General features: G+C 71.8%; 19 protein-coding genes. 13 read left to right on the forward strand and 6 right to left on the reverse strand.

Annotated features, from left to right (window positions below; translation table 11 throughout):
* The first annotated feature begins 73 nt into the window (after window positions 1–73).
* Complete coding sequence (locus ACSMXX_RS18410) at window positions 74–757, forward strand: 2'-5' RNA ligase family protein (protein WP_473179790.1); 684 nt, start codon at window positions 74–76, stop codon at window positions 755–757.
* 182 nt (window positions 758–939) lie between these two features.
* On the opposite strand, the gene ACSMXX_RS18415 is transcribed toward ACSMXX_RS18410, so the two are convergent.
* Window positions 940–1,935, reverse strand: a complete 996-nt coding sequence (locus ACSMXX_RS18415) for an aldo/keto reductase (RefSeq protein ID WP_473179791.1) — start codon at window positions 1,933–1,935, stop codon at window positions 940–942.
* A gap of 109 nt (window positions 1,936–2,044) precedes the next feature.
* Between ACSMXX_RS18415 and ACSMXX_RS18420 the strand changes: the two genes are divergently transcribed.
* Window positions 2,045–3,103, forward strand: coding sequence for a YncE family protein (locus tag ACSMXX_RS18420; RefSeq protein ID WP_473179792.1), 1,059 nt, complete (start codon window positions 2,045–2,047; stop codon window positions 3,101–3,103).
* A gap of 75 nt (window positions 3,104–3,178) precedes the next feature.
* Here ACSMXX_RS18420 and ACSMXX_RS18425 read toward each other — a convergent pair whose 3' ends face one another.
* Window positions 3,179–3,931, reverse strand: coding sequence for a TetR/AcrR family transcriptional regulator (locus ACSMXX_RS18425; protein WP_473179793.1), 753 nt, complete (start codon window positions 3,929–3,931; stop codon window positions 3,179–3,181).
* Window positions 3,932–4,133: 202 nt separating this feature from the next.
* Between ACSMXX_RS18425 and ACSMXX_RS18430 the strand changes: the two genes are divergently transcribed.
* Window positions 4,134–5,162, forward strand: coding sequence for an ATP-binding cassette domain-containing protein (locus ACSMXX_RS18430; RefSeq protein WP_473179794.1), 1,029 nt, complete (start codon window positions 4,134–4,136; stop codon window positions 5,160–5,162).
* Window positions 5,159–6,073, forward strand: a complete 915-nt coding sequence (locus ACSMXX_RS18435) for an ABC transporter permease (protein WP_473179795.1) — start codon at window positions 5,159–5,161, stop codon at window positions 6,071–6,073. The genes ACSMXX_RS18430 and ACSMXX_RS18435 overlap by 4 nt, the downstream gene beginning before the upstream one ends.
* A 99-nt stretch (window positions 6,074–6,172) precedes the next feature.
* Here the strand turns inward: ACSMXX_RS18435 and serC are convergent, their stop codons facing one another.
* The 3 genes from serC to ACSMXX_RS18450 all read right to left on the reverse strand — a co-directional run bounded on the left by serC (window position 6,173) and on the right by ACSMXX_RS18450 (window position 8,592).
* Window positions 6,173–7,291, reverse strand: a complete 1,119-nt coding sequence (gene serC / locus ACSMXX_RS18440) for a phosphoserine transaminase (protein ID WP_473179796.1) — start codon at window positions 7,289–7,291, stop codon at window positions 6,173–6,175.
* Window positions 7,292–7,607: 316 nt separating this feature from the next.
* Window positions 7,608–8,357, reverse strand: a complete 750-nt coding sequence (locus ACSMXX_RS18445) for a DUF1990 family protein (protein ID WP_473179797.1) — start codon at window positions 8,355–8,357, stop codon at window positions 7,608–7,610.
* Between the two features lie 19 nt (window positions 8,358–8,376).
* Entirely contained in the window at window positions 8,377–8,592 is a 216-nt protein-coding gene (locus ACSMXX_RS18450) for a hypothetical protein (protein ID WP_473179798.1), read from the reverse strand.
* Between the two features lie 75 nt (window positions 8,593–8,667).
* Between ACSMXX_RS18450 and ACSMXX_RS18455 the strand changes: the two genes are divergently transcribed.
* Together ACSMXX_RS18455 and ACSMXX_RS18460 are read left to right on the forward strand one after the other, a co-directional pair.
* On the forward strand, window positions 8,668–9,417 hold the full coding sequence (locus tag ACSMXX_RS18455; protein WP_473179799.1) for a DUF1990 family protein: 750 nt from the start codon (window positions 8,668–8,670) through the stop codon (window positions 9,415–9,417).
* A gap of 61 nt (window positions 9,418–9,478) precedes the next feature.
* Window positions 9,479–12,505, forward strand: a complete 3,027-nt coding sequence (locus tag ACSMXX_RS18460; RefSeq protein ID WP_473179800.1) for an FAD-binding and (Fe-S)-binding domain-containing protein — start codon at window positions 9,479–9,481, stop codon at window positions 12,503–12,505.
* A gap of 57 nt (window positions 12,506–12,562) precedes the next feature.
* On the opposite strand, the gene ACSMXX_RS18465 is transcribed toward ACSMXX_RS18460, so the two are convergent.
* Entirely contained in the window at window positions 12,563–13,138 is a 576-nt protein-coding gene (locus tag ACSMXX_RS18465; protein WP_473179801.1) for a TetR/AcrR family transcriptional regulator, read from the reverse strand.
* Between the two features lie 40 nt (window positions 13,139–13,178).
* Here ACSMXX_RS18465 and ACSMXX_RS18470 point away from each other — a divergent pair, with 40 nt between their 5' ends.
* The 7 genes from ACSMXX_RS18470 to ACSMXX_RS18500 all read left to right on the forward strand — a co-directional run bounded on the left by ACSMXX_RS18470 (window position 13,179) and on the right by ACSMXX_RS18500 (window position 23,544).
* Window positions 13,179–13,598 carry a DoxX family protein gene (locus tag ACSMXX_RS18470; protein ID WP_473179802.1) on the forward strand — a complete coding sequence of 140 codons (420 nt, stop codon included), beginning with the start codon at window positions 13,179–13,181 and terminating at the stop codon, window positions 13,596–13,598.
* 220 nt (window positions 13,599–13,818) lie between these two features.
* Window positions 13,819–14,652: a TIGR03084 family metal-binding protein gene (locus ACSMXX_RS18475; RefSeq protein WP_473184844.1), complete on the forward strand. Its 834-nt coding sequence runs from the start codon at window positions 13,819–13,821 to the stop codon at window positions 14,650–14,652.
* 134 nt (window positions 14,653–14,786) lie between these two features.
* Entirely contained in the window at window positions 14,787–16,520 is a 1,734-nt protein-coding gene (locus tag ACSMXX_RS18480; protein WP_473184845.1) for an acyclic terpene utilization AtuA family protein, read from the forward strand.
* Window positions 16,472–18,121 (forward strand): acyl-CoA carboxylase subunit beta, encoded by a 1,650-nt coding sequence (locus ACSMXX_RS18485; RefSeq protein WP_473179803.1) that lies wholly within the window; start codon window positions 16,472–16,474, stop codon window positions 18,119–18,121. The genes ACSMXX_RS18480 and ACSMXX_RS18485 overlap by 49 nt, the downstream gene beginning before the upstream one ends.
* A 66-nt stretch (window positions 18,122–18,187) precedes the next feature.
* Window positions 18,188–20,500, forward strand: coding sequence for an acetyl/propionyl/methylcrotonyl-CoA carboxylase subunit alpha (locus tag ACSMXX_RS18490; protein ID WP_473179804.1), 2,313 nt, complete (start codon window positions 18,188–18,190; stop codon window positions 20,498–20,500).
* Window positions 20,497–21,669 (forward strand): acyl-CoA dehydrogenase family protein, encoded by a 1,173-nt coding sequence (locus tag ACSMXX_RS18495; protein ID WP_473179805.1) that lies wholly within the window; start codon window positions 20,497–20,499, stop codon window positions 21,667–21,669. Before ACSMXX_RS18490 ends, ACSMXX_RS18495 begins: the two co-directional genes overlap by 4 nt.
* A gap of 288 nt (window positions 21,670–21,957) precedes the next feature.
* Window positions 21,958–23,544, forward strand: a complete 1,587-nt coding sequence (locus ACSMXX_RS18500; protein WP_473179806.1) for a 4-coumarate--CoA ligase family protein — start codon at window positions 21,958–21,960, stop codon at window positions 23,542–23,544.
* Window positions 23,545–23,584: the final 40 nt, after the last annotated feature.

Below are 23,584 nucleotides of genomic sequence, written 5' to 3' on the forward strand. Positions count from 1 at the left end.
CACCGCGGGGCGCACTGTGGTGCGGGCCGGACTTGCTGTGCGGCGGCGCGCTGTGCGGCGGCATGCTGGGGCCATGAGACTCTTCACGGCTCTGCTGCCGCCGGCCCGCGTGCTCGACGGCGCCGGTCAACTCTCCGACAAGGTCGCGGAGTTGCGTTCCCTGGACGCCACCGGACGGTTGCGCTGGTCCGACCGTGCCAACTGGCACATCACCCTCGCCTTCTACGGCGAGGTGAGCGACGCGAAGCTCGACGAGCTGTGCGAACGCCTCTCGCGCGCGGCCCGGCGCGGGCACCCGATGCGGCTGCGGATCGCGGGCGGCGGGCGGTTCGGCGACCGCTCACTGTGGGCCGGCGTCAGGGGCGCGCCCCCGGGCGGCGACGAAGCGGGCGAAGACAGTGAGGACAGTGAACAGAGCGAAGGGCGCGAAGGGCGCGAAGGGCACGAAGGGAAGCGGGCCGGTACCGGCGGGGAGGCGCACGCGCTGTGGCGGCTGGCCGCCGCCACCGCCGCTGCGGGGCGCCGCACGGGCCTCGGCACGGACGAGCTCCATCACTTCCGTGCCCATCTGACGCTGGCGCGGGCCCGTTCGCAGGGTCCGGATCTGCGCCCGTTCACGGCGGCCCTGGACGAGTTCGAGGGTGAGCCCTGGACCGCCGACGGGCTGGCGCTCGTACGCAGCAACCTGCCGGACAGTGGGGTGGAGGGCGAGCAGCCCCGTTACGAGCAGATCGCGGCCTGGCCGCTGGGAGGGTGAGCGCCTTCGTTACCGTTGGGGGCGTGAATACCAAGACGAGGACGCGCATCGTCAGCGGTGCGCTCGTGCTGATGCTCATCGTGGTGGCCGTCGCGGCCGCCGTCGGAGGCTGAAGACTTCGCACTCGAAGGCACTGCCTGGTCCCGGTGAAGCCGGGACCAGGCAGTGCCTGGCCGTGGCTGCTACCAGGCGAAGGCCTCCGGCGTCGGCCCCGGGCCCGGGAAGATCTCGTCGAGCGAGGCCAGCAGGCCGTCGTCGAGCTTCAGTTCCACTGCGCGCAGAGCCGACTCCAGCTGCTCAGGGGTGCGGGGGCCGACGATCGGACCCGTGACGCCGGGGCGTGTGAGCAGCCACGCGAGGGCCGTCTCGCCCGGGTCGAGGCCGTTCCCGGCGAGCAGGTCCTCGTAGCGCTGGATCTGCTCGCGGACCTTGCTGTTCGCCAGGGCGTCCGCCGAACGTCCCGAGGTGCTGCGTGCGGCGCCGCCCGCCGTCTCCTTGCGGATCGCGCCGCCCAGCAGGCCGCCGTGCAGCGGCGACCAGGGGATGACGCCCAGGCCGTACTCCTGCGCCGCCGGGATCACGTCCATCTCGGCGCGGCGTTCGGCGAGGTTGTAGAGGCACTGCTCGCTGACGAGGCCGTACGTGCCGCGCCGGGCAGCCGTCTCGTTGGCCTGCGCGATGTGCCAGCCGGCGTGGTTGGACGAGCCCGCGTAGATGATCTTGCCCTGCTGGATCAGGACCTCGATGGCCTGCCAGATCTCCTCCCAGGGCGTCCTGCGGTCCACGTGGTGGAACTGGTAGAGGTCGATGTGGTCGGTCTGCAGCCGCTTGAGACTCGCGTCGACGGCGCGGCGGATGTTGAGCGCGGAGAGCCGGTCCTGGTTGGGAGTGCGGTCGCCCTCGGCGGCCATGCTCCCGAACACCTTGGTGGCGAGCACGGTCTTCTCGCGGCGGCCGCCGCCCTTGGCGAACCAGGTGCCGATGATCTCCTCGGTGCGGCCCTTGTCGGGGCCCCAGCCGTACACGTTGGCGGTGTCGAAGAAGTTGACGCCGGCGGCCTGCGCGGCGTCCATGATCGTGTGACTTCCGGCCTCGTCGGTCTGCGGTCCGAAGTTCATCGTCCCGAGGACGATCCGGCTGACCTTGAGGCCGGTGCGGCCGAGCTGCGTGTACTCCATGTGCGTAGAGCCAAGCCGTTGGAGTGGGCTCGAAGCAAGCACCGGACGCAGCCGGCCGGAAGCAGGCGCCGGGCGCCTGCGGGGGACCGCCGTGCGGGAGACTGGGCCCATGTCTGTGCTTTGGCGCCGCGCCGTCGCGGCTGTGGGGGTCGGGGGAGCGGCGGGTCTGCTCGCGCTGGGTTCCGTGACGGCAGGTGCGACGGGGGCCGCTGCCGCACCCGCCGGCGGTCAGGAGGGGGAGAGCTCCTTCCGTATCAAGGACCCCCGGATCACCGAGTCGAGCGGGCTGGCGGCCAGCCGTACGCACAAGGGCGTCTACTGGACGCACAACGACTCGGACGACGGCCCGTACATCTACGCGGTGGACTCCTCAACGGGCAGGACCGTCGCCACCGTCACCCTCAAGGGCATCGACCCCCGCGACCTGGAGGCCGTCTCGACCGGCCCCGGCGGCCAGGTGTACGTCGGCGACATCGGCGACAATCTGAACGGCGGCTGGAACGAGGTGTGGATCTACCGCTTCGACGAGCCGGAGAAGCTGCGCGACGTCACCGTGACGCCGACCCGCTACACGGTCCGCTATGCCGACGGACCGCGCGACGCCGAGTCGCTGATGGTCCATCCGAAGACCGGCCGGGTCTACATCGCGAGCAAGAGCCAGAACAAGAAGGGCGGCGTGTACGCCGGTCCCGAGCGCCTCACGCCGGCAGGCGTGAACACCTTCCGCCGCATCGCCCGTACGGAGGTCTGGGCGACGGACGGCGCCTTCTCGCCGGACGGGACGCGGCTGGTGCTGCGCGGCTACTTCGGCGGCGAGATGTTCCGCTGGCGGGACGGGAAGCCCGAGGCCCTCGACACCCCCGTCAGCGTTCCCGTGGCGGGGCAGGGCGAGTCGGTGACGTTCACCGCGGACGGGCGCACGCTGATGTGCGGCTCGGAGGGCAAGGGCAGCCCGGTCGATCCGCTGGAGCTGGACGGGGAACTGCTCCCGGAGAGCGTCCCCGCGGGTCAACGGCAGGCGGACGGCGGCACGGACGGCGGCGGCGCCGCGAGCGGCGGTGACGAGGGGCGGCTCAGCGAGAAGAAGGTCGTCCTCGGAGGCGCGGCGGTCGCGGTCGCCGTGGTGCTGTGGACGTTGCTGCGGCGGCTCTTCCGGCGGCGGGGCTGAGCCGCAGGAACCGGCAGCAGCCGGCAGCGGATCTCGGTCAGGGCTGAGCCTGCAGGACGCGGCTGCGGATCACGGTCAGCTCCTCCTGCCGTCGATGAGCGTCTGGAAGCCGTCCAGCAGCGAGCGCAGCCCGTACCACATCACGTCCTCGCCGCTCATCGAGAAGGAGTCCTCCTCCAGCGCGGCGAGACGAGGGTAGTGGCCGGTCTCCATGGCCCGCTCCAGGTAGGGCAGTTGTGCGGTCCAGAACTCCTCGTCCGAGAGCCCGGTGTGGGCCGCGGCCTGCTGCTGGAGTACGTGCGTGCGCGCCGCGCCCACCATGTAGGCGTCGAGCGCGGTGAGCAGGCCGATCTTCTCCTGGCCCGTCAGCGGCACGTCCTCCAGCGCGGACAGCGCGAACTCGACACCCGCAAGGGATCTCGGCCCGAGGACGGGACGCACCTGACTGACCTGGAGCAGCCAGGGATTGCCCGTGTACAGGGCCCATGAGCCCTGCGCGATGAACTCCACGGTGGTGCGCCAGTCCTTGCCGCGATGCTCGTCCAGGTCCTCTCCGGGGCCGTTGACGTGGTCGAGCATCAGGTCGAGCAGCTCGCCCTTGCCGGGCACGTAGCGGTACAGGGTCATGGTGCCCACGCCCAGCTGCGCGGCCACCCTGCGCATGGACAGCGCCGGCAGGCCCTCCCGGTTGGCGAGTTCGACGGCGGTGACGACGATCCGCTCCAGGGTCAGGCCCGGCTTCGGACCGCGGCTGGGCTGTTCCTTTCCGCGCCAGAGCAGTTCGAGGGTGCGGTTGAGATCGCCGGTGCCGCTGTACTCCGTGGTCATGGGCGGGTGCCCGAGTGCGTCGACGGGGTCCGTGGCTCGGTGTGTGCCGTCGTCGGCACGGTCATGGGGTTCGGCATGGTGGCCGCCATCCTAAGCCGGTTGCGCAAATCTGCGTGCGCTGTACGCTGTTCTTTATGAGTACACCGTACCCAATTTTTCTGCACGGCAGCGCACACTGCCCGGAAGCAAGGGGGGAGCAGCTGTGAGAACCACACCGGGGGAAGCCCCGTCAGCCGGCGGCCGGGAGTTCTCCGTCGTCGCCCAGGGGCTGCGCAAGAACTACGGCGACAAGCGCGCGCTGGACGGCCTGGACCTGGCGGTGCCGCGCGGCACCGTCTTCGGCCTGCTCGGCCCGAACGGCGCGGGCAAGACGACAGCGGTACGCATCCTGTGCACCCTGACCAGGGCCGACGGCGGCAGCGCCCGCGTCGGCGGCCACGATGTGACGAGTGAGCCCCGCAAGGTGCGCCGCAGCATCGGCCTCACCGGGCAGCACCCGGCAGTCGACGAGATCATGACCGCCCGGCAGAACCTGGAGATGTTCGGGCGGCTGTTCCACCTCGGCCGCGCGCGGGCGCGGCTACGGGCGGGCGAACTGCTCGAACAGTTCGGCCTGAGCGACGCCGCCGGGCAGCAGCCCAAGAACTTCAGCGGCGGCATGCGCCGCCGCCTCGATCTCGCGTCCAGCATGATTCTCGCGCCCGAGGTGCTCTTCCTGGACGAGCCGACGACCGGCCTGGACCCGCGAGGGCGCAGCGAGGTGTGGCAGGCGGTGCGGTCGCTGACGGAGACCGGCACGACCGTGCTGCTGACCACGCACTATCTGGACGAGGCCGACAAGCTGGCGGACCGTATCGCGGTCATCGACCGCGGCCGGAACGTCACGGACTCCTCGCCCGCCTTCGGCGGCGAGACGCCCACGCCGGCGGCCCTGAAAAGGGCGATCGGCGGGGACCGCATCGAGGTGATGGCCCGCGAGGCCGCCGACATCCCGGACATCGTGAAGGCCGTGGCCGGGGTCGCGGCCGAAGGCAGCGAGCCGGAGACGGAGGACGCGACCGGGCGCGTCCATGCGTCCGTGCCCGCCGGGGAGGGAGTGACCGCGCTGACGGAGGTCGCGCGCAGCCTGCAGGAGGCCGGCATCACCGTCGAGGACATCGGTCTGCGCCGGCCCACGCTGGACGAGGTCTTCCTGACGCTGACCCGTGAGAAGCAGGAGGCCGCAGCATGAGCAGCAACGTCACCGGAACCGACACCGGAACCGCCGGCGGAACCGCGGTCGCGCCATCCGCCGCAGCCGGCCTCGGCCCGGGCGGTCCCCCGACGCCGCCCGCGCACGGGTCCGGCAGGGAACGGCGACTGCACTGGGCGCTGGCCGACTGCTGGACGGTCGTACGGCGGGACCTGACCCACCTCGTCAAGCAACCCTCGGTCATCGCCTGGCAGTTGGGCTTCCCGATCGTCTCCGTCCTGCTCTTCGTCTTCGTCTTCGGCAGCGCCATGGACGTCGGCGAGGGCGTGGACTACAAGGACTACGCGATGCCCGGCATGTTCGCGATGACGATGGCCTTCGGCTTCATGAACACCGCGATGAGCGTCGTCATCGACAAGGAGCGCGGCGTCACCGACCGCTTCCGCTCGATGCCGATGTCGTCCTCGGCGGTCGTCACCGGGCGCGGCGTCTCCGACGTACTGCATGCCGCGCTCGACCTGCTGGTGATGGCGGGGATCGCGCTCGTCGTGGGCTGGCGCTCGGACGGCGGGCTGCTCGCGACGCTGTACGCGTTCGCGCTGCTCATCCTGCTGCGCTTCTCACTCATCTGGGTCGGGGTCTGGCTCGGCCTGATCGCCCCGAACCAGGAGGTGGCGGGCAATCTCTTCGCCGTGGCCTTCCCGTTCGGGATGATCTCCAGCGTCTTCACGCCGCCCTCGGCGATGCCGGACTGGCTGGGCGCCGTCGCCATGTGGAACCCGGTCTCCGCCACCTCGAACGCCGTTCGCGAGCTGTACGGGAACCCGTTGCCGGTGGGGAGCAGCTGGATCGAGCAGCACTCGGCACTGATGGCCGTGGTGTCGCCGCTGGCCATCACGGCGGTCTTCCTCCCGCTCGCCGTACGGAAGTTCCAGCGGCTCTCGGACTGAGGCGAGGGTCTGCCGAACGGGAGGCCCTCGGCGCGAGCGAGGCGGGCCCGGGCGTTCTCACGACGCCCGGGCCCGCCTCACACCTGTGTGCGTTGCCGCTTACTGGTTCTCGATGACGTAGTCCACGCAGCGTGTGAGCGCCTCGACGTCGGAGGGCTCGACCGCGGGGAACATCGCCACGCGGAGCTGGTTGCGCCCCAGCTTCCGGTAGGGCTCGGTGTCGACCACGCCGTTGGCGCGCAGCACCTTGGCGACGGCCGCGGCGTCGACGTCGTCGCCGAAGTCGATCGTGCCGACCACCTGTGAGCGCTGTGCCGGGTCGGAGACGAAGGGCGAGGCGAACTTGGCGTCCTCGGCCCACCCGTACAGCGTCCGCGAGGACGTCGCGGTGCGGCGCACCGCCCAGTCCAGGCCGCCCTGGCCGTTGATCCACTCCAGCTGGTCGTTCAGCAGGAAGAGAGTGGAGACGGCGGGGGTGTTGTACGTCTGGTTCTTGCGGGAGTTGTCGATCGCGGTCTTCAGGTCGAAGAACGCCGGGATGTGCCGGTCGGAGGACGCGATGCGCTCCGCCCGCTCGATGGCGGCCGGCGAGAAGACGGCGATCCACAGGCCGCCTTCGGACGCGAAGGACTTCTGGGGGGCGAAGTAGTAGACGTCGCTCTCGCGCACGTCGACCGGGAGACCGCCCGCGCCGGACGTGGCGTCGACGAGCACCAGGGCGCCGTCGTCGGCACCCGCCACACGCCGGATGGGCATGGCGACGCCGGTGGAGGTCTCGTTGTGGGTGAAGGCGTAGACGTCGGCGCCGGCTTCGGCCCGCGGCGCGGGGTGGGTGCCGGGCTCCGACTCGATCACCGTGGGATCGCTCAGCCACGGTGCCTGCTTGGAGGCCTTTGCGAACTTGCTGGAGAACTCGCCGAAGGAGAGGTGCTGCGACCTGGACTCGATCAGCCCGTGCGTCGCGATGTCCCAGAAGGCGGTCGTTCCGCCGTTGCCGAGGACCACCTCGTAGCCCTCCGGCAGCTGGAACAGCTCCTTCACGCCCTCACGCACCCGGCCGACCAGGTTCTTCACCGGGGCCTGGCGGTGTGAGGTGCCGAGAAACGATGTGCCGGTGGCAGCCAGCGCGTTCAGCGCCTCCGTACGCACCTTGGACGGGCCCGAGCCGAATCGACCGTCGGCGGGCTTGATGTCAGCGGGAATCTGGAGATCAGCCACACGTGCAGCCTAGTGCGTTCCTTCACATGGCACGGCAGGCGGTCCAGCGGGTGAGACGAACGCCCTGCTCGGGCGGGGTCTGAAGGAGTCCCCCTTCACGGAAGGCATGTACCTCCGCGAAGGGGGCCGGCGACGGAGCTGTGTTCTCAACTGCCGGCGCCTTCATCCCGTGCAGCGCTGCGAGATGCACCGGGGCGGGTCTCCGTTCACGGCGCGTTCAACCACGTGGGTGCCGCAGCCTCCGGGCAGGCCCGGGAGGCACTCGCCACTCGTCCGTCCCGCGCGTCCCGTTCTCCCTGTTCTCCCCGTCTGTCCGTCATCCCCGGGTGCTCCGGCTCCGGCTCCGGATGCCCCGGCCGGACCCGGGGCCTCCGCGGCCCGGGGCGATCACGACGCCGTCGCCGTACGGGTGGGGTTCGGGCAGCGACGGCGGAGCCCCGTCCAGTTCGTCCAGCAGAAGCGTGCGCAGCCGCCGTCCGCTGCCGCGGTAGAAGCGGCGCTGAGTGAGACGTCCGAAGAGCAGAAAGCCGTGCCGGACCAGGGGATTGCGGATCGGGGCCCGGCGGGAGTAGCCGGTGATGACGAAGTCCACGCGGCCCGTGGCCAGATGCTTCACGACCTCGTAGGTGAGTTCGCCCTCCTCCAGATGGCCGTGCAGGGTGCGGTAGCTCCAGCCCCAGACGCGGCGTGCGCCGTCGTCCGAGCCGCGTGTGAGGTCCGTGACGGAGGTGACGCGTACGCCCATGTCGAAGCGCAGCCCGCAGAAGCGGCCTTCGAGGAGCATGTTCCGTCCCCGCAGCGGTTCTCCGGCGTCGTAGAGACCGCGCAGGATGCGGGGGTCGGCGAACTGGTAGTCACGCACGAGACGGCACGCGGTCTCCCACGGGCCTCCGGCGGCCGGCGCCCCGGGCGGCTCCGCGGGCAGCGGCTGCACGAGCGTGTCGAAGTGCCAGCCCGAGGCGGGGGCGGGGTCCGCCGGCTGCTCGGGGTAGTTGACGCCGAGGCCGCGCAGGGCGCGCAGTGCCGTGACCGCACGCTCACGGCGCAGGCGTCGCTCACGGATCATTCGGGCCGGGCCTTCGGGGTCAGTCGAACTCCCGCAGTGACTGGCTCATCAGCCACAGCATCGGAGCCCACATGGAGACGAAGAGTGCTCGCCGTTCCGCGTTGCCGCGTTCGTCCTGGTCCACACTCGCGGCCCGCGACCACAGCAGGACGCAGAGCGCGATCGAGCCCAGGGACGCGGCTTCCAGGTGCCTGCTGCGGAGACCGAGCATCCGCAGCAGGCGTCCGGTCTGCATGACGACCTCCCTCGCCGCCCGGCGGCAGTCTCTCCTCGGATGTGTCCGAATCGCTCATATGGTGTCATAAGCCGCATGACCGCACTACGCAGAGCCTCGCCCGACGGCGTGACTCTCAGGCGGCGGGCCGGGACCCTGCTGCGGCTTCCTGCCGGGATTCTTCTGGTCTCCTGGCAGTACTTCTGGCGCATCACGGCCCTCCACCGGAGCGAAACGCGCGGCGACGCGGGCGACCTGCCGCCGCCGCTGCCGCCTGAGGCCGTCGACGAGCAGAGCAAGCTGCTCTCCGACGGCGTCGGGCCGATGTTCCACCGCCGCTTCAGGGTCCGCATCGTGGGGGCGCGGATGAGCGCCGGGGAACTGGCCGCCACCGTGGCCGGGAACCTGAACCGGGCCGCTCCGTGGACCGTCGCGGTCTTCGTCAAGACCCGCGGAGAGAAGGGGGAACTGCGCGTCGGCGACGAATACCGGGTGCAGATGCCGGGCCCCTGGGACGGGCCCGTACGCGTGGTCCACCGCGATGCGACCTCCTTCAGGCTCGGCACCCTGCGGGGCCATCTGGAGGCGGGGCAGATCCAGTTCAGCGTGCGCGGCACCGAGGACGGCGCACTCGAGTTCCAGACCCAGGCGTGGTCGCGGGCCGGGGACCGGATGGCCGCCGTGCTCTACAGCCGGCTGCGGGTGGCCAAGGAGATCCAGTTCAACATGTGGGTGCACTTCTGCCTCAACGCCGCCGCCTTCTCCGGCGGGCGCCCCTCCGGCGGCGTCGTGATCGAGACCCGGGGAATCCCGGCCGAGCTCTGCCGGGACGCCGACGGGCGCTGAACCCGGACCCGTCGGTGGGGGAGGGTGCCCCTCGGGCGCGATCACCGTGCACGCTGGTGGCATGGCACATGCACAGGCGCGGGTTGCGGCGGACGGACAGTCAGGCGAGCGGGAGCGGGCGCGCGAGGCCGAACGGGCCCGCGAGGTCGAAGGCGCGCTGCGGCAGGCTTTGCGGGGCGGAGAGGTCGAGTTCGGCACCGGCACGCGCTCGCTGTTCACCATGGACGCCTCGAACTACCGGCGTGTACCGCTGGGCGTGGTCGCACCCCGCGACGCGGACGACGTCGAGGCGGTGCTGGCCGTCTGCCGCGAGCGGGGTGTGCCCGTGCTGGCGCGCGGCGCCGGTACGTCCATCGCGGGGCAGGCCACCGGGACCGGAGTGGTGCTCGACTTCACCCGGCACATGGACCGCATCGAGTCCGTCGACCCGGAGACGCGCACCGCGCTCGTACAGCCGGGCGTGATCCTCGACCGGCTGCGTGACGCCGCAGCGCCGCACGGGCTGACGTTCGGGCCCGACCCGTCCACGCACAGCCGCTGCACCCTCGGCGGGATGATCGGCAACAATTCCTGCGGCTCGCACTCCGTCGCCTGGGGCACGACGGCCGACAACGTACGGGAGCTGGAGGTCACCGGCTACGGCGGGCAGCGGATGACGCTCGCCCCGGGCGGCGAAGGCGTGCCGTCCGCGCTGCGCGAGGAAGCGCGTGCGCTGGTGCGGCAGGAGCTGTCGCGGCTGCGCACCGGCTTCCCCGAACTGCCGCGCCGCATCTCCGGTTACGCCCTGGACGAACTGCTGCCCGAGAAGGGCGAGGACTGGGCCCGCGTCTTCACCGGCAGCGAGGGGACGCTGGGGGTGCTGACGCGGGCACGGGTCGGGCTTGTGCCGGTGCCGGGGGCGCGCGTGCTGGCCGTGCTCGGTTACGCGGACGAGAGCGCGGCGGCGGAGGCCGCGGCGGGGCTCCTCCCGCACGGGCCGCTGACCGTCGAGGGCATGGCGAACGACCTCGTCTCGGCCGCCGCGAGGGCCGGACTGCCGCGCGGCGGTGCGTGGCTGTTCGTCGAGGTCGGAGGTGACGACGAGGCACACGCGCGCTCACGGGCCGAGGAGCTGTGCCGTGCCGCCGCCGCTGACGGCACCACCGACCACCAGCTCGTCGTACGGGCGGCGGAGCAGCGCGCGCTGTGGCGCATCCGCGAGGACGCCTCCGGCACGGCGACGCGCCTGCCCGGCAGTTCGTCCGGGGGGTCCGGGCCGGAGGTGAGCAAGGAGGCGTGGCCCGGCTGGGAGGACTGCGCGGTGCCGCCGCCCCGACTCGGCGCGTATCTGCGGGACTTCAGGGCGCTGCTGCGCGAACACGGGCTGCACGGACTGCCGTACGGGCACTTCGGCGACGGCTGCATCCACGTACGCATCGACTTCGACCTGATGAGCGAGGCGGGCATCCTGCGCTTCCGCGAGTTCTCGGCGGACCTGGCCGACACCGTCGTCGCGCACGGCGGTTCCCTCTCCGGCGAACACGGCGACGGGCAGGCGCGTGCCGAACTGCTGCCGAGGATGTACGGGGAGGAGATGGTCGGCCTCTTCGGGCGCTTCAAGGACATGTGGGACCCGGACGGCGGGCTCAACCCGGGAATGCTGGTGCGGCCCGCGCGCATCGACGAGAACCTGCGCTTCGCGCCGCTGCCGCGCGAGCCCGTCGATGTGGAGTTCGGCTACCCGCACGACGGCGGCGACTTTTCGGCGGCGGTGCGGCGGTGCGTGGGCGTCGCCAAGTGCCGCAACACGGACGCCGGTTCGAGCGTGATGTGCCCGTCGTTCCGTGCGACGGGCGAGGAGCAGCACTGCACGCGCGGACGTGCGCGGCTGCTGCACGAGATGCTCGCGGGTGAAGTGGTCACCGACGGCTGGCAGTCGGAGGAGGTGCGCGAAGCCCTCGATCTGTGTCTGTCGTGCAAGGGCTGCCGCAGCGACTGCCCCGTGGGCGTCGACATGGCCACGTACAAGGCCGAGTTCATGCACCACCACTACAAGGGCAGGCGCCGGCCGATGGCGCACCTCTCGATGGGGCGGCTGCCGCAGTGGCTCCGGCTGGCCGCGGCGAGCCGGATGGTGCCGCTGCTCAACGCGGCAGCCCGGCTACGCCCGTTGGCGGCCGTGGCGAAGCGGCTCGGCGGCATCGCACCGGAACGGGACATCCCCGCGCTGCCGCGCGAGCCGTTCACACGGTGGTGGCGCAGGAGGGCGCGCGTGGCGTCCCGAACGGGGAATGGTGCGGGCGGCGGCAGCGGTGGCGGCGGGGGTGCCGGTGGCGGCGGCGAGCGGGTCGTGCTGTGGCCGGACACCTTCACCAACTACCTCTCGCCGGAGGCCGGTTCGGCCGCCGTGCGGGTGCTGGAGGAAGCCGGCCTGCGGGTCACCGTCCCGGAGAAGCAGGTGTGCTGCGGCCTCACGTACGTCTCAACGGGCCAGCTCGACCAGGCACGTGAGGTGATGCGCCGCACCCTGGACCGCATCGAACCGGCCCTGGACGCGGGGCTGCCGGTCACTGTGCTGGAGCCGCCGTGCGCGGCCGCGCTGCGGACCGACGTACCGGAGTTGCTGGGCGACGACCCGCGTGCGCGGCGACTTGCCAATGCCGTACGGACGTTCGCGCAGACGCTGGAGGAGTACGCCCCGGACTGGGAGCCGCCACGCGTCGACCGTCCCGTCGCGGGCCAGACCCACTGCCACCAGCACGCCGTGATCGGCGACGCGGAGGACCGGCGGCTGCGCGAACGGGCCGGGCTGACGGGCGAGTTGAGCAAGGGCTGCTGCGGCCTCGCGGGCAACTTCGGCTTCGAGAAGGGCCACTACGAGGTGTCGGTGGCCTGCGCCGAGGACCAACTGCTCCCCGCCGTACGGCAGGCGGGTCCGGGCGCGGAGCTGCTGGCCGACGGCTACTCGTGCCGCACCCAGCTGGAGCAGCTCGGCGGTCACCGCAGCCGGCATCTGGCGGAGGTGCTGGCGGAGGGACTGGACGGCGGCGGCAGGGTCAGCTCCGCCGAAGGCGAGAAGATCGACTACGACACCAAGGCCGACGAGTAGGCCCCCCGTTGGCAGCCAGGCCCCCGCCTCGCCGGGCCCTCCGCCCTGATGTGGCCGTCAGGCCTCTGGCAGCGCCCCGCGCAGGCGGATCTGGGCGCGGTGCATCCGCTCACCCTCGATCGCGAGGTCGGGCGCGAGCAGGGTCTGCATCAGCAGTCCGTGGAAGAGGCCCAGCGCCAGGCCCGCCGCGTCCCGGCCCTCCTCGTCGTCGCCGAGCCCCAGCAGCGCGGCGACATCGGGTCGCGTACGTCGGAATCCCTCAGCCAGGGTGTCCCTGATCTGGTCGTCGTGCTGCGCTCTGGCAAGGGCGGTGACGTAGTGCCTGGCGAGGCCCGTATGGCTGTCCCGGGTGCCCGTGACGGCCTCGGACGCGGCACGGTACCGCTCCTCGGGCGTCCGGTCGGCCAAGTCTCCGAGAGCTGCTGCGACTTCGGCGAGCCATCGGTCGAGGCCCGCGATCGCCGCCTCAGTCACCAGGGCGTCCTTCGAGCCGAAGTGGTAGGCGATCGACGCGAGGTTGGCTCCCGACTCGTCGGCGATCGCCCGCGCAGTGATCTGCTCGGGTGGCAGCCGCTCCAGGCAGCGCAGCGTGCCCTCCATGAGCTGTGAACGGTTGCTGCGCTGCGGGCTCATGATCTCCCCGGTCCCTGTCGGTTGCAGGGAAAGTATACAGATGTTTAGATTGGAGAAGTCGGCCGGCTACGTCCTGCTCTCGCGCTCGGGCGTGCCCGGGGAGGTGCTCGTGTTCACAGCCACAGCAGTCGTCTCCGTCCTGCTGGCCGCCGTGCTGGTCGCCTCGGCGACGAAGAAACTCGGCCACGAAGAGTCCGTCGTACGCAGCTACGCCAAGGTCGGCGTACCCGAGGGCAAGCTCAACGTCCTGGCGTTCGTCCTTCTCGCCGGAGCCGCCGGACTGGTCTGCGGTCTCGTCTGGCAGCCCTTGGGTGTGGCCGCCGCGTCGGCTCTCGTCGGCTACTTCCTGCTCGCGGTCGCCGCCCACGTGCGGGCCGACGACCGGGCCCGTCTGGCCCCGCCGCTCGTGCTGCTGGTCCTGGCCGCGGCGGCACTGGCTCTACGCCTCGCGTCAGCCTGAGGCGTACACGCCTCCCACTACCGGCCGTCGGCGCGAAGACGGGGCGTAGCTGCCCGAGAGTCGGGCCGGGTCCGGTTGACCTGAGTCGGGATGCTGAAGCCGAGTTCGGCGAGTTCGGTCGTCCGGGGCTGTGTCCATAAGAATAACAAGCACGCTTGATTGTTTCGCTGTCCGCTGTCACGCTCATGGGGTCCCGGACTCGATGAGGAGGTGCGTGGTGGTGGCCGACGGCTCGGGTGCGGATGCCAATACGGGCGAAGCGGGCGTGACCGAGGCCGTCCTCGCGGATCTGCGGGATGAAGGCAAGGCGTTGGAAGGGCTGGTGGCCGGGCTCGGCCCGGAGGGGTGGGCCCTGCCGACACCGGCGCCCCGCTGGACGGTCGCCCACCAGATCGCCCATCTCGCCTGGACCGACGAGCAGTCGCTGCTGGCCGCGACGGACGAACCCGCCTTCCGTGAGGCCTCGCAGGCCGCGCTCAAGGCGCCGTACACCTTCGTCGACGACGGCGCGGAGGCCGGCGCCGCACAGCCGCCGGCCCGGCTCCTGGAGCGGTGGCGCGCCGGACGGTACGAGCTGCTGCGGGTGCTGGGCGGGGTGCCGCAGGGCCGCCGGATCGCCTGGTACGGGCCGTCGATGAGCGCCGCGGGCATGGCGACCGCGCGGATCATGGAGACCTGGGCACACGGCGAGGACGTCGCCGAAGCCCTCGGTGTGTCCCGTGAGCCGACGGCGCGGCTGCGTCATGTCGTACGGATCGGCGTGCGGGCACGGGACTTCGCCTACGCCGTGCGCGGCCTCGAACCGCCGTCCGAAGCCTTCCGAGTGGAACTGGTGGGCCCCGGCGGCCTGTTGTGGGTGCACGGACCCGAGGACGCGGCGCAGCGCGTGACCGGCGACGCCGTCGGCTTCTGCCGGCTCGTGACGCAGCGGATCCACCGGGAGGACGCCGGTCTGCGGGCCGAAGGCGCGGACGCACAGCGGTGGCTGGAGATCGCCCAGGCCTTCGCGGGGCCGCCGGGAGAAGGCCGCGAGCGCAAGGAGGCGCAGCGGTGAGCGGGACGGCGAGCGGGACGACGGGCGGGACGGCGAACGGGGTGACGGGTTCGACGCTGAGCGGGGCGGGCGGTGCCGCGGACGTGGTGCGCATCGGCAACTGCTCAGGCTTCTACGGGGACCGCTTCCGCGCCATGGAGGAGATGCTCACGGGCGGCGGACTCGACGTACTGACCGGGGACTATCTCGCCGAGCTGACGATGCTGATCCTCGGCCGCGACCGGCTGAAGGACCCCTCGCGCGGCTATGCGAAGACCTTTCTGCGGCAGCTGGAGACGGGGCTCGGGCTCGCGAAGGACCGCGGAGTGCGGATCGTCGTCAACGCGGGCGGCCTCAATCCGGCCGGACTGGCCGATGCCGTACGGGAGTTGAGCGAGCGCACCGGTGTGCCGGCCGCCGTCGCGTACGTCGAGGGCGACGACGTACTGGCGCGGGGTCCCGCGGGCACCGGCAAAGGCGGCTGGGGCGAGGGCGTGCTGACGGCCAACGCCTATCTGGGCGGCGGCGGCATCGCCGAGTGCCTGCGGGCCGGCGCCGACATCGTGGTGACCGGCCGGGTGACGGACGCCGCGCTGGTGAGCGGGGCGGCGGCCGCGCACTTCGGCTGGGCGGAGGACGACTGGGACGCGCTCGCCGGAGCGGTGACCGCGGGCCACGTACTGGAGTGCGGCGCGCAGGCCACCGGCGGCAACTACGCCCTCTTCGCCCAGGAGAACCTCGACGTTACGCGCCCCGGCTTCCCGCTCGCCGAGGTCGCGCGGGACGGAAGCGCCGTCATCACCAAGCACCCCGGCACCGGCGGCGCGGTGACGACCGGCACGGTCACCGCCCAGCTGCTGTACGAGACGGCGGGCGCACGCTACGCCGGGCCGGACGTGACCGCACGGCTGGACTCGGTGCGCCTGTCGCAGGAGGGGCCGGACCGGGTGCGGATCGAGGGCGTACGTGGCGAGGCCCCACCGCCCCGGCTCAAGGTCGGGCTGACCAGGATGGGCGGCTGGCGCAACGAGGTGACGTTCGTGCTGACCGGCCTCGACATCGAGGCCAAGGCGGCGCTGGTGCGGCGGCAGATGGAGGCGGAGCTGGCAGGGCACGGCGGGGAGGACGGCGGGGAGGGCGGCGGGCGGCGCCCGGCGGAGGTGACGTGGAGCCTCGCCCGTACCGACCACGCCGACGCGCCCGTTCAGGAGGAGGCGAGCGCGATGCTGCGGCTGGCCGTGCGGGACTCCTCCGAGGAGGCCGTGGGGCGGGCGGTGAGCGGCGCCGCGATCGAACTGGCGCTGGCGAGCTTCCCCGGTTTCCACGTGACGGCGCCGCCCGGAAAGGGCTCCCCGTACGGGGTGTTCGAGACGGCCTGGATGGACGCGGGCCGCGTGCCGCACGTCGCGGTGCTGCCGGACGGGCTGGGGGTACCACCCGCCGAAGGTGGGGGGAAGGTGGACGTCCCGGCGCCGGAGAAGACGCAGGAGCTCGCCCCCGTCGAGGAGCCCGCACTGCCGGAACCGCTGCCCGATACGTACGGCCCGACGCGGAGAGTGCCGCTCGGTGTGGTGGCGGGAGCGCGCAGCGGCGACAAGGGCGGAAGCGCGAACGTGGGCGTGTGGGTGCGCGGGGATCTGGGGGAGGACGCATGGCGATGGTTGGTCTATGCGCTGACAGTTGATGAAATCTGTCAGCTGATACCTGAAATCCGTCATCTGTCCGTCACCCGCCACGTGCTCCCCAACCTCCGCGCCCTCAACTTCGTCGTCGACGGGCTGCTCGGTGAGGGCGTCGCCTCGCAGGCGCGCTTCGACCCGCAGGCCAAGGCGCTGGGCGAATGGCTGCGTTCGCGCCACATCGACATACCGGAAGGAATTCTCCCGTGAGTGCGCTGACCTCGGCGCTGGACGTGTCCGGCAGCGAGTACGCCGGACACCGGCAGCAGATGCTGGAGAGGATCGCCGAACTCGACGCGGAACTCGCCAAGTCCGTCGCCGGCGGCGGTGAGAAGTACACCGAACGCCACCGCAGGCGCGGCAAGTTGCTCGCCCGCGAACGCATCGAGCTGCTCCTCGACCCGGACACTCCCTTCCTGGAGCTGTCGCCCCTGGCCGGCTGGGGCAGCGACTACGCGGTCGGGGCCTCGCTGGTGACCGGCATCGGCGTCGTCGAGGGCGTCGAGTGCCTGATCACGGCGAACGACCCGACCGTACGGGGCGGCGCCAGCAACCCCTGGACGCTGAAGAAGGCCCTGCGCGCCAACGAGATCGCCTACGCCAACCGACTGCCGTGCATCAGCCTCGTCGAGTCGGGCGGCGCGGACCTGCCCAGCCAGAAGGAGATCTTCATCCCCGGCGGGGCGCTCTTCCGCGACATCACGCGGCTCTCCGAGGCCGGAATCCCCACGCTGGCCGTCGTGTTCGGCAACTCGACCGCCGGAGGCGCGTACGTACCCGGCATGTCGGACCACGTGATCATGGTCAAGGAGCAGTCGAAGGTGTTCCTCGGCGGCCCGCCTCTGGTGAAGATGGCGACGGGCGAGGAGGCCGGCGACGAGGAGCTCGGCGGCGCAGACATGCACACCCGCGTCTCCGGCCTCGGCGACTACTTCGCCCTGGACGAGCCGGACGCGCTGCGCCAGGCCCGCCGCGTCGTCGCCCGCCTCAACTGGCGCAAGGCGCACGGCAGTACGGGCGCGCTTGCCGTTCCGCCACCGAAGTACGACGAGGACGAACTGCTCGGCATCGTCCCCGGCGACCTGAAGACGCCCTTCGACCCGCGCGAGGTCGTGGCCCGTATCGTCGACGGCTCCGACTTCGACGAGTTCAAGCCCCGCTACGGCACGAGCCTCGTGACGGGCTGGGCGGAGCTGCACGGCTATCCGCTGGGCGTCCTCGCCAACGCGCGCGGCGTGCTCTTCAGCGAGGAGTCGCAGAAGGCCACGCAGTTCATCCAGCTCGCCAATCAGCGCGACATCCCGCTGCTGTTCCTGCACAACACCACCGGCTACATGGTCGGCAAGGAGTACGAGCAGGGCGGCATCATCAAGCACGGCGCGATGATGATCAACGCCGTGTCGAATTCCAAGGTGCCGCATCTGTCGGTGCTGATGGGCGCCAGTTACGGAGCCGGCCACTACGGCATGTGCGGACGGGCCTACGACCCGCGGTTCCTGTTCGCCTGGCCGAGCGCCAAGTCCGCCGTCATGGGCCCGCAGCAGCTCGCGGGTGTGATGTCGATCGTCATGCGGGAGTCGGCGGCGGCGAAGGGCAAGCCGTTCGACGAGGAGGCCGACGCCGGGCTGCGGGCGATGGTCGAGCAGCAGATCGAGGCGGAGTCGCTGCCGATGTTCCTGTCCGGACGGCTCTACGACGACGGTGTGATCGATCCGCGCGACACCCGCACGGTGCTGGGCCTGTGTCTGTCCGCCATCCACACGGCGCCCGTGCAGGGAGCGCGCGGCGGCTTCGGCGTCTTCCGGATGTGAGGGCTGCGACGGTGCGAGGGCTGTGACGGCCGTGATGGCTGTGAGGGGTGTGGAGTGGAGCAGAGAATGATCACATCGGTGCTGGTCGCGAACCGCGGCGAGATCGCCCGGCGCGTCTTCCGTACGTGCGCGGAACTCGGCATCGCCACGGTCGCCGTGCACTCGGACGCCGACGCCGGTGCACCGCACGTACGGGAGGCGGACGCGGCGGTGCGGCTCCCCGGCGACGCGCCCGCGGACACCTATCTGCGCGGCGACCTGATCGTCGCGGCGGCGCTGGCGGCCGGGGCGGACGCGGTGCACCCGGGTTACGGATTCCTCTCCGAGAACGCCGAGTTCGCGCGTGCCGTGCGCGACGCGGGACTGGTGTGGATCGGCCCGCCGCCGGAGGCGATCGAGGCGATGGCGTCCAAGACGCGTGCGAAGAAGCTGATGGGCGAGGCCGGAGTGCCGCTGCTGGAGCCCGTACGTACGGACGGGGCGCGCGAGAGCGATCTGCCGCTGCTGGTGAAGGCCGCGGCGGGCGGCGGCGGACGCGGCATGCGCGTCGTGCGTGAACTCGCCGCGCTGGAAGGGGAGATCGCCGCGGCGCGTGCGGAGGCGGCAGCGGCGTTCGGCGACGGCGAGGTCTTCGTCGAGCCGTATGTCGAGCGCGGACGCCACGTGGAGGTGCAGATCCTCGCCGACGGGCACGGTGCGGTGTGGACTCTGGGCACGCGCGACTGCTCGCTTCAGCGGCGCCACCAGAAGGTCGTCGAAGAGGCCCCCGCGCCGGGCCTGAGCGGTGAACTGCGCGACCTGCTGCACAAGTCGGCGGCCGACGCGGCACGTGCTGTGGACTACCGGGGTGCCGGCACGGTGGAGTTCCTGGTCACCGAGGGCAGGAGCGACGGCGGGGGCGGAGACACCGGGAGCGGAGACACCGGGAGCGGGGACACCGGAGGCGGAGAGGGCTCCCGCGCGTACTTCCTGGAGATGAACACCAGGCTCCAGGTCGAGCATCCCGTCACGGAGTGCGTGCACGGTGTGGATCTCGTCGCGCTGCAGATCCAGGTGGCCGAGGGCGAGCCGCTGGAGCCCGGCGGTCCGCCGGCCGCCCGCGGACACGCCGTCGAGGCCCGCCTCTACGCGGAGGACCCGGCCCGTGGATGGCAGCCGCAGACCGGCACGCTGCACCGTCTGCACGTCCCGGGCGCGGGCGTGCGCGGGGCAGGCGGCGTCCGGCTGGACAGCGGCGTCGCGGACGGCGACGTGATCGGCGTGCACTACGACCCGATGCTGGCCAAGGTCGTGGCGTGGGCGCCCACGCGGCGGGAGGCCGTACGCAAGCTGGCGTCCGCGCTGGAGCGCGCACAGGTGCACGGGCCGGTGACCAACCGTGAGCTGCTCGTACGGTCGCTGCGCCACCCGGACTTCGTGGAGGCCCGCCTCGACACCGGCTTCTACGACCGGAACCTGGACTCGCTCACCGAGGACCTGGACGGCGCCGGGCCGGACGCCGCCGGGACCGGGGCCGGGGCAGGGGCAGGGGCGGGCGCCTTCGCGGGAAGCCGGCGGCTGGCCGCCCTGGCCGCGGCGCTGGCCGACGCGGAGCGGGCGCGGGCCGCGGGCGGCACGGTCTCCGCGCGGCTCGGCGGCTGGCGCAACGTGCCGGCACACCCCCAGTCGAAGACGTACCGGGACGAGTCCTCCCAGGGCGAGACCGAAGTCCGCTACCGCCTCACCAGGGACGGGCTGCTCCTCCCGGACGGCGACTTCCCAGGGGTGAAGCTGCGCCTGCTGCACGCGGCACCGGACCGCGTGTCACTCGAAGTCGACGGTGTGCGCCGGGACTTCGCCGTGGCGCGCTACGGGGACGACGGCTCGCAGGTGTACGTGGACGCGCCGCCGTCCTCCCCCTGGGCCTCGCGGCCCAGGGGGAGCCACGCCTTCACCGCGCTGCCCCGGCTCCGTGAACCGGAGACCGCGACCGAGCCCGGTTCGCTGCTGGCGCCGATGCCGGGTGCCGTGGCGCGCGTCGTGCCCGGGCTGGTCGTCGGAACCTCCGTCAAGGCGGGGGAGCCGCTGCTGTGGCTGGAGGCGATGAAGATGGAGCACAAGGTCGTCGCGCCCGTGTCCGGCACGCTCACCGCTCTGCACGCGGAGGCGGGCCGTCAGGTCGAGGTGGGCGAACTGCTCGCCGTCGTCACCGAGGACGGCGCGGACGGCACGGACTCCGGCCGGACCGTATCCGGCCCGTCCGTCTCCGGTCAGGCCGTCCCCGCAGAGACCGATTCCGCAGAGCCAGATTCCGCAGAGCCAGACCCCGCAGAGACAGACCCCGCTGAAGCACGTCGTCCGAAACCAGCACCGTCCGCCGCCCCGAAGGAGTCGTCATGACCAATGCCCTGCTGGAGACCGAGGAACAGCGTGACCTGCGAGCCGCCGTGGCGGCGCTCGGCAAGCGCTTCGGACGCGAGTACTTCACCGGCGTCGTCGCCGAGGGCAAGCACACCGACGAGCTGTGGGCCGAAGCGGCCTCGCTCGGCTATCTCGGCGTCAACCTCCCCGAGGAGTACGGCGGCGGAGGCGGCGGCATGAGCGAACTGGCCATCGTTCTCGAGGAATTGGGAGCCGCCGGCTGCCCGCTGCTGATGCTGGTCGTCTCACCGGCGATCTGCGGCACCGTCATCGCCCGCTTCGGCACCGAGGAGCAGAAGCGCGAATGGCTGCCCGGACTGGCGGACGGCAGCCGCAAGATGGCGTTCGGCATCACCGAGCCCGACGCCGGGTCCAATTCCCACCGCATCACCACCACCGCACGCCGCGAGGGCGGGGACTGGCTGCTCACCGGCCGCAAGGTCTTCATCTCCGGCGTCGACATCGCGGACGCCACGCTCATCGTCGGCCGCACCGAGGACGCCCGTACGGGCAAGCTCAAGCCCTGCCTGTTCATCGTCCCGCGCGACGCTCCCGGCTTCACGCGCAGCCCCATCGAGATGGAACTGGCCGCGCCGGAGAAGCAGTTCGAGCTCGTACTGGACGACGTGCGGCTGCCCTCGGACGCGCTCGTCGGCGGAGGTGAGGGAGAGGACGCCGGGCTGCTCCAGCTCTTCGCCGGTCTCAACCCCGAGCGCATCATGACTGCGGCCTTCGGCATCGGCATGGGACGCCACGCCATCGACCGGGCGCTGGACTACGCCCGTACGCGCCAGGTGTGGAAGGAACCCATCGGCAGTCACCAGGCCATCGCGCACCCGCTCGCCCAGGCGCACATCGAGCTGGAACTCGCCCGGCTGATGATGGCCAAGGCCGCGGCGCTCTACGACGCGGGCGACGACATGGGGGCCGGCGAGGCGGCCAACATGGCGAAGTACGCGGCCGGGGAGGCGTGTGTGAAGGCCGTCGACCAGGCGGTGCAGACCCTCGGCGGCAACGGGCTCACCCGCGAGTACGGCATCGCCTCCATGATCACGGCGTCACGCGTGGCGCGGATCGCGCCGGTCAGCCGCGAGATGGTGCTCAACTTCGTCTCGCATCAGACGCTCGGCCTGCCGAAGTCGTACTGAGCGGCACCGACGGGCCCGGCCGCGCCAAGGGCTTCTGAGGAGGGCCGCCACGAAGGAGACTGTGGGGCATCTCCGGTCATTTCGCCGACGGCGGAACGGACGGCAGCACGGACCGCACCGCACGAACCGCGCGCATCGCACCACGTCGCGCGCATCGCACCACGTCGCGCGAAACTGCACGGCGTCGCGCGCACCGCACCACGCAGCACGCACCGCGCCGCACGCACCGCGCCGTACCGCCGAGGCCACCGTTCCGCCGCCGACGACCACCCTGCTCGGGAGGGCCACATGATTTTCCACAGCGAGTACCCCGACGTCCCCCTCGTGGACGAACCGATCCACGACGCCGTACTGGGCCACTCGGCGGGCCCGTACGCCGACCGTACGGCGCTCGTCGACGGCGTCGACGGCTCCACGCTCACCTACGCACAGCTCGACGCCTTCACCCGCCGCATCGCCGCCGCGCTCGCGGAGGCGGGGCTGCGCAAGGGCGACGTGCTCGCCCTGCACAGCCCCAACACCCTCGCCTTCCCCGCCGTCTTCTACGGGGCGACCCGTGCCGGGGCCGCGGTGAGCACCGTCCACCCGCTGGCCACGGCCGAGGAGCTGGCGCGGCAGCTCGGCGACTCCGGCGCGCGCTGGATCGTGACCGTCTCGCCGCTGCTGCAGACGGCACGGCAGGCCGCGGAGCGGGCGGGCGGCGTGGTGGAGATCTTCGTGTGCGACCACGCCGAAGGGCACCGCAGCGTGCTCGACATGCGCGGCAGCACGGCCCCTGAGCCGCAGGTCGACATCGACCCGGCGCAGGACCTGGCCGCCCTGCCGTACTCCTCGGGCACCACGTCGCTGCCGAAGGGCGTGATGCTCACCCACCGCAACATCGCCACCAACCTCGCCCAGCTCAACCCCCTGATGCCGGCCGGTCCCGAAGACCGGCTGCTGGCTGTGCTGCCGTTCTTCCACATCTACGGGCTGACGGCGCTGATCAACGCACCGCTGCGCCAGGGCGCCTCCGTCGTGGTGCTGCCGCGCTTCGACCTCGGCCAGTTCCTCGCGGCGATCGAGACGCACCGCGTGAACGTCCTGTATGTCGCGCCGCCCATCGTGCTCGCTCTGGCCAAGCACCCCGACGTCGACAAGTACGACCTGTCGTCGCTGGAGTTCGTCCTCAGCGCGGCCGCGCCGCTGGACGCCGAGTTGGCCGTGGCCTGCGGGCGGCGGCTGAACGTGCCGGTGGTCAAGCAGGCGTACGGGATGACCGAACTCTCGCCCGGCACGCATGTCGTGCCCCGTTACGAGTCCGCGCCGCCCGGTGCGGTCGGGAAGCTGCTGCCGTCCACCGAGATGCGTGTCGTCTCCCTCGACGACCCCGACCGCGACGCCGGCGACGGCGAGGAGGGCGAAGTCCTCTTCCGCGGGCCGCAGGTGATGAGGGGGTATCTGGGGCGTACGGGCGAGACCGACGCGATGATCGACGCCGACGGCTGGCTGCGCACCGGCGACATCGGACGTGTGGACGCGGACGGATGGCTGTACATCGTCGACCGGGTCAAGGAGCTGATCAAATACAAGGGTTACCAGGTGGCCCCGGCCGAGCTGGAGGCCGTGCTCCTCACCCACCCGGCCGTCGCCGACGCCGCGGTGATCGGCGTGACGGACGAGGAGGGCAACGAGGTGCCGAAGGCGTTCGTCGTGCGGCAGCAGGACGAGGCGGGGGCGCGGCTGACCGAGGAGGACGTGCTGGCGTATGTGGCCGAGCGGGTCTCCCCGTACAAGAAGGTGCGGCGGCTGGAGTTCACGGCGGGCGTGCCGCGTGCCCTCAGCGGCAAGATCCTCCGGCGCGAACTGCGCGCCGCGGAGGCGGAGAAGGCGTAGGCGCCGGGTGGCGGCTGACAGTTGGTGAAATCTGTCATCT

The sequence above is a fragment of the Streptomyces sp. DSM 116795 genome, from assembly GCF_055792905.1.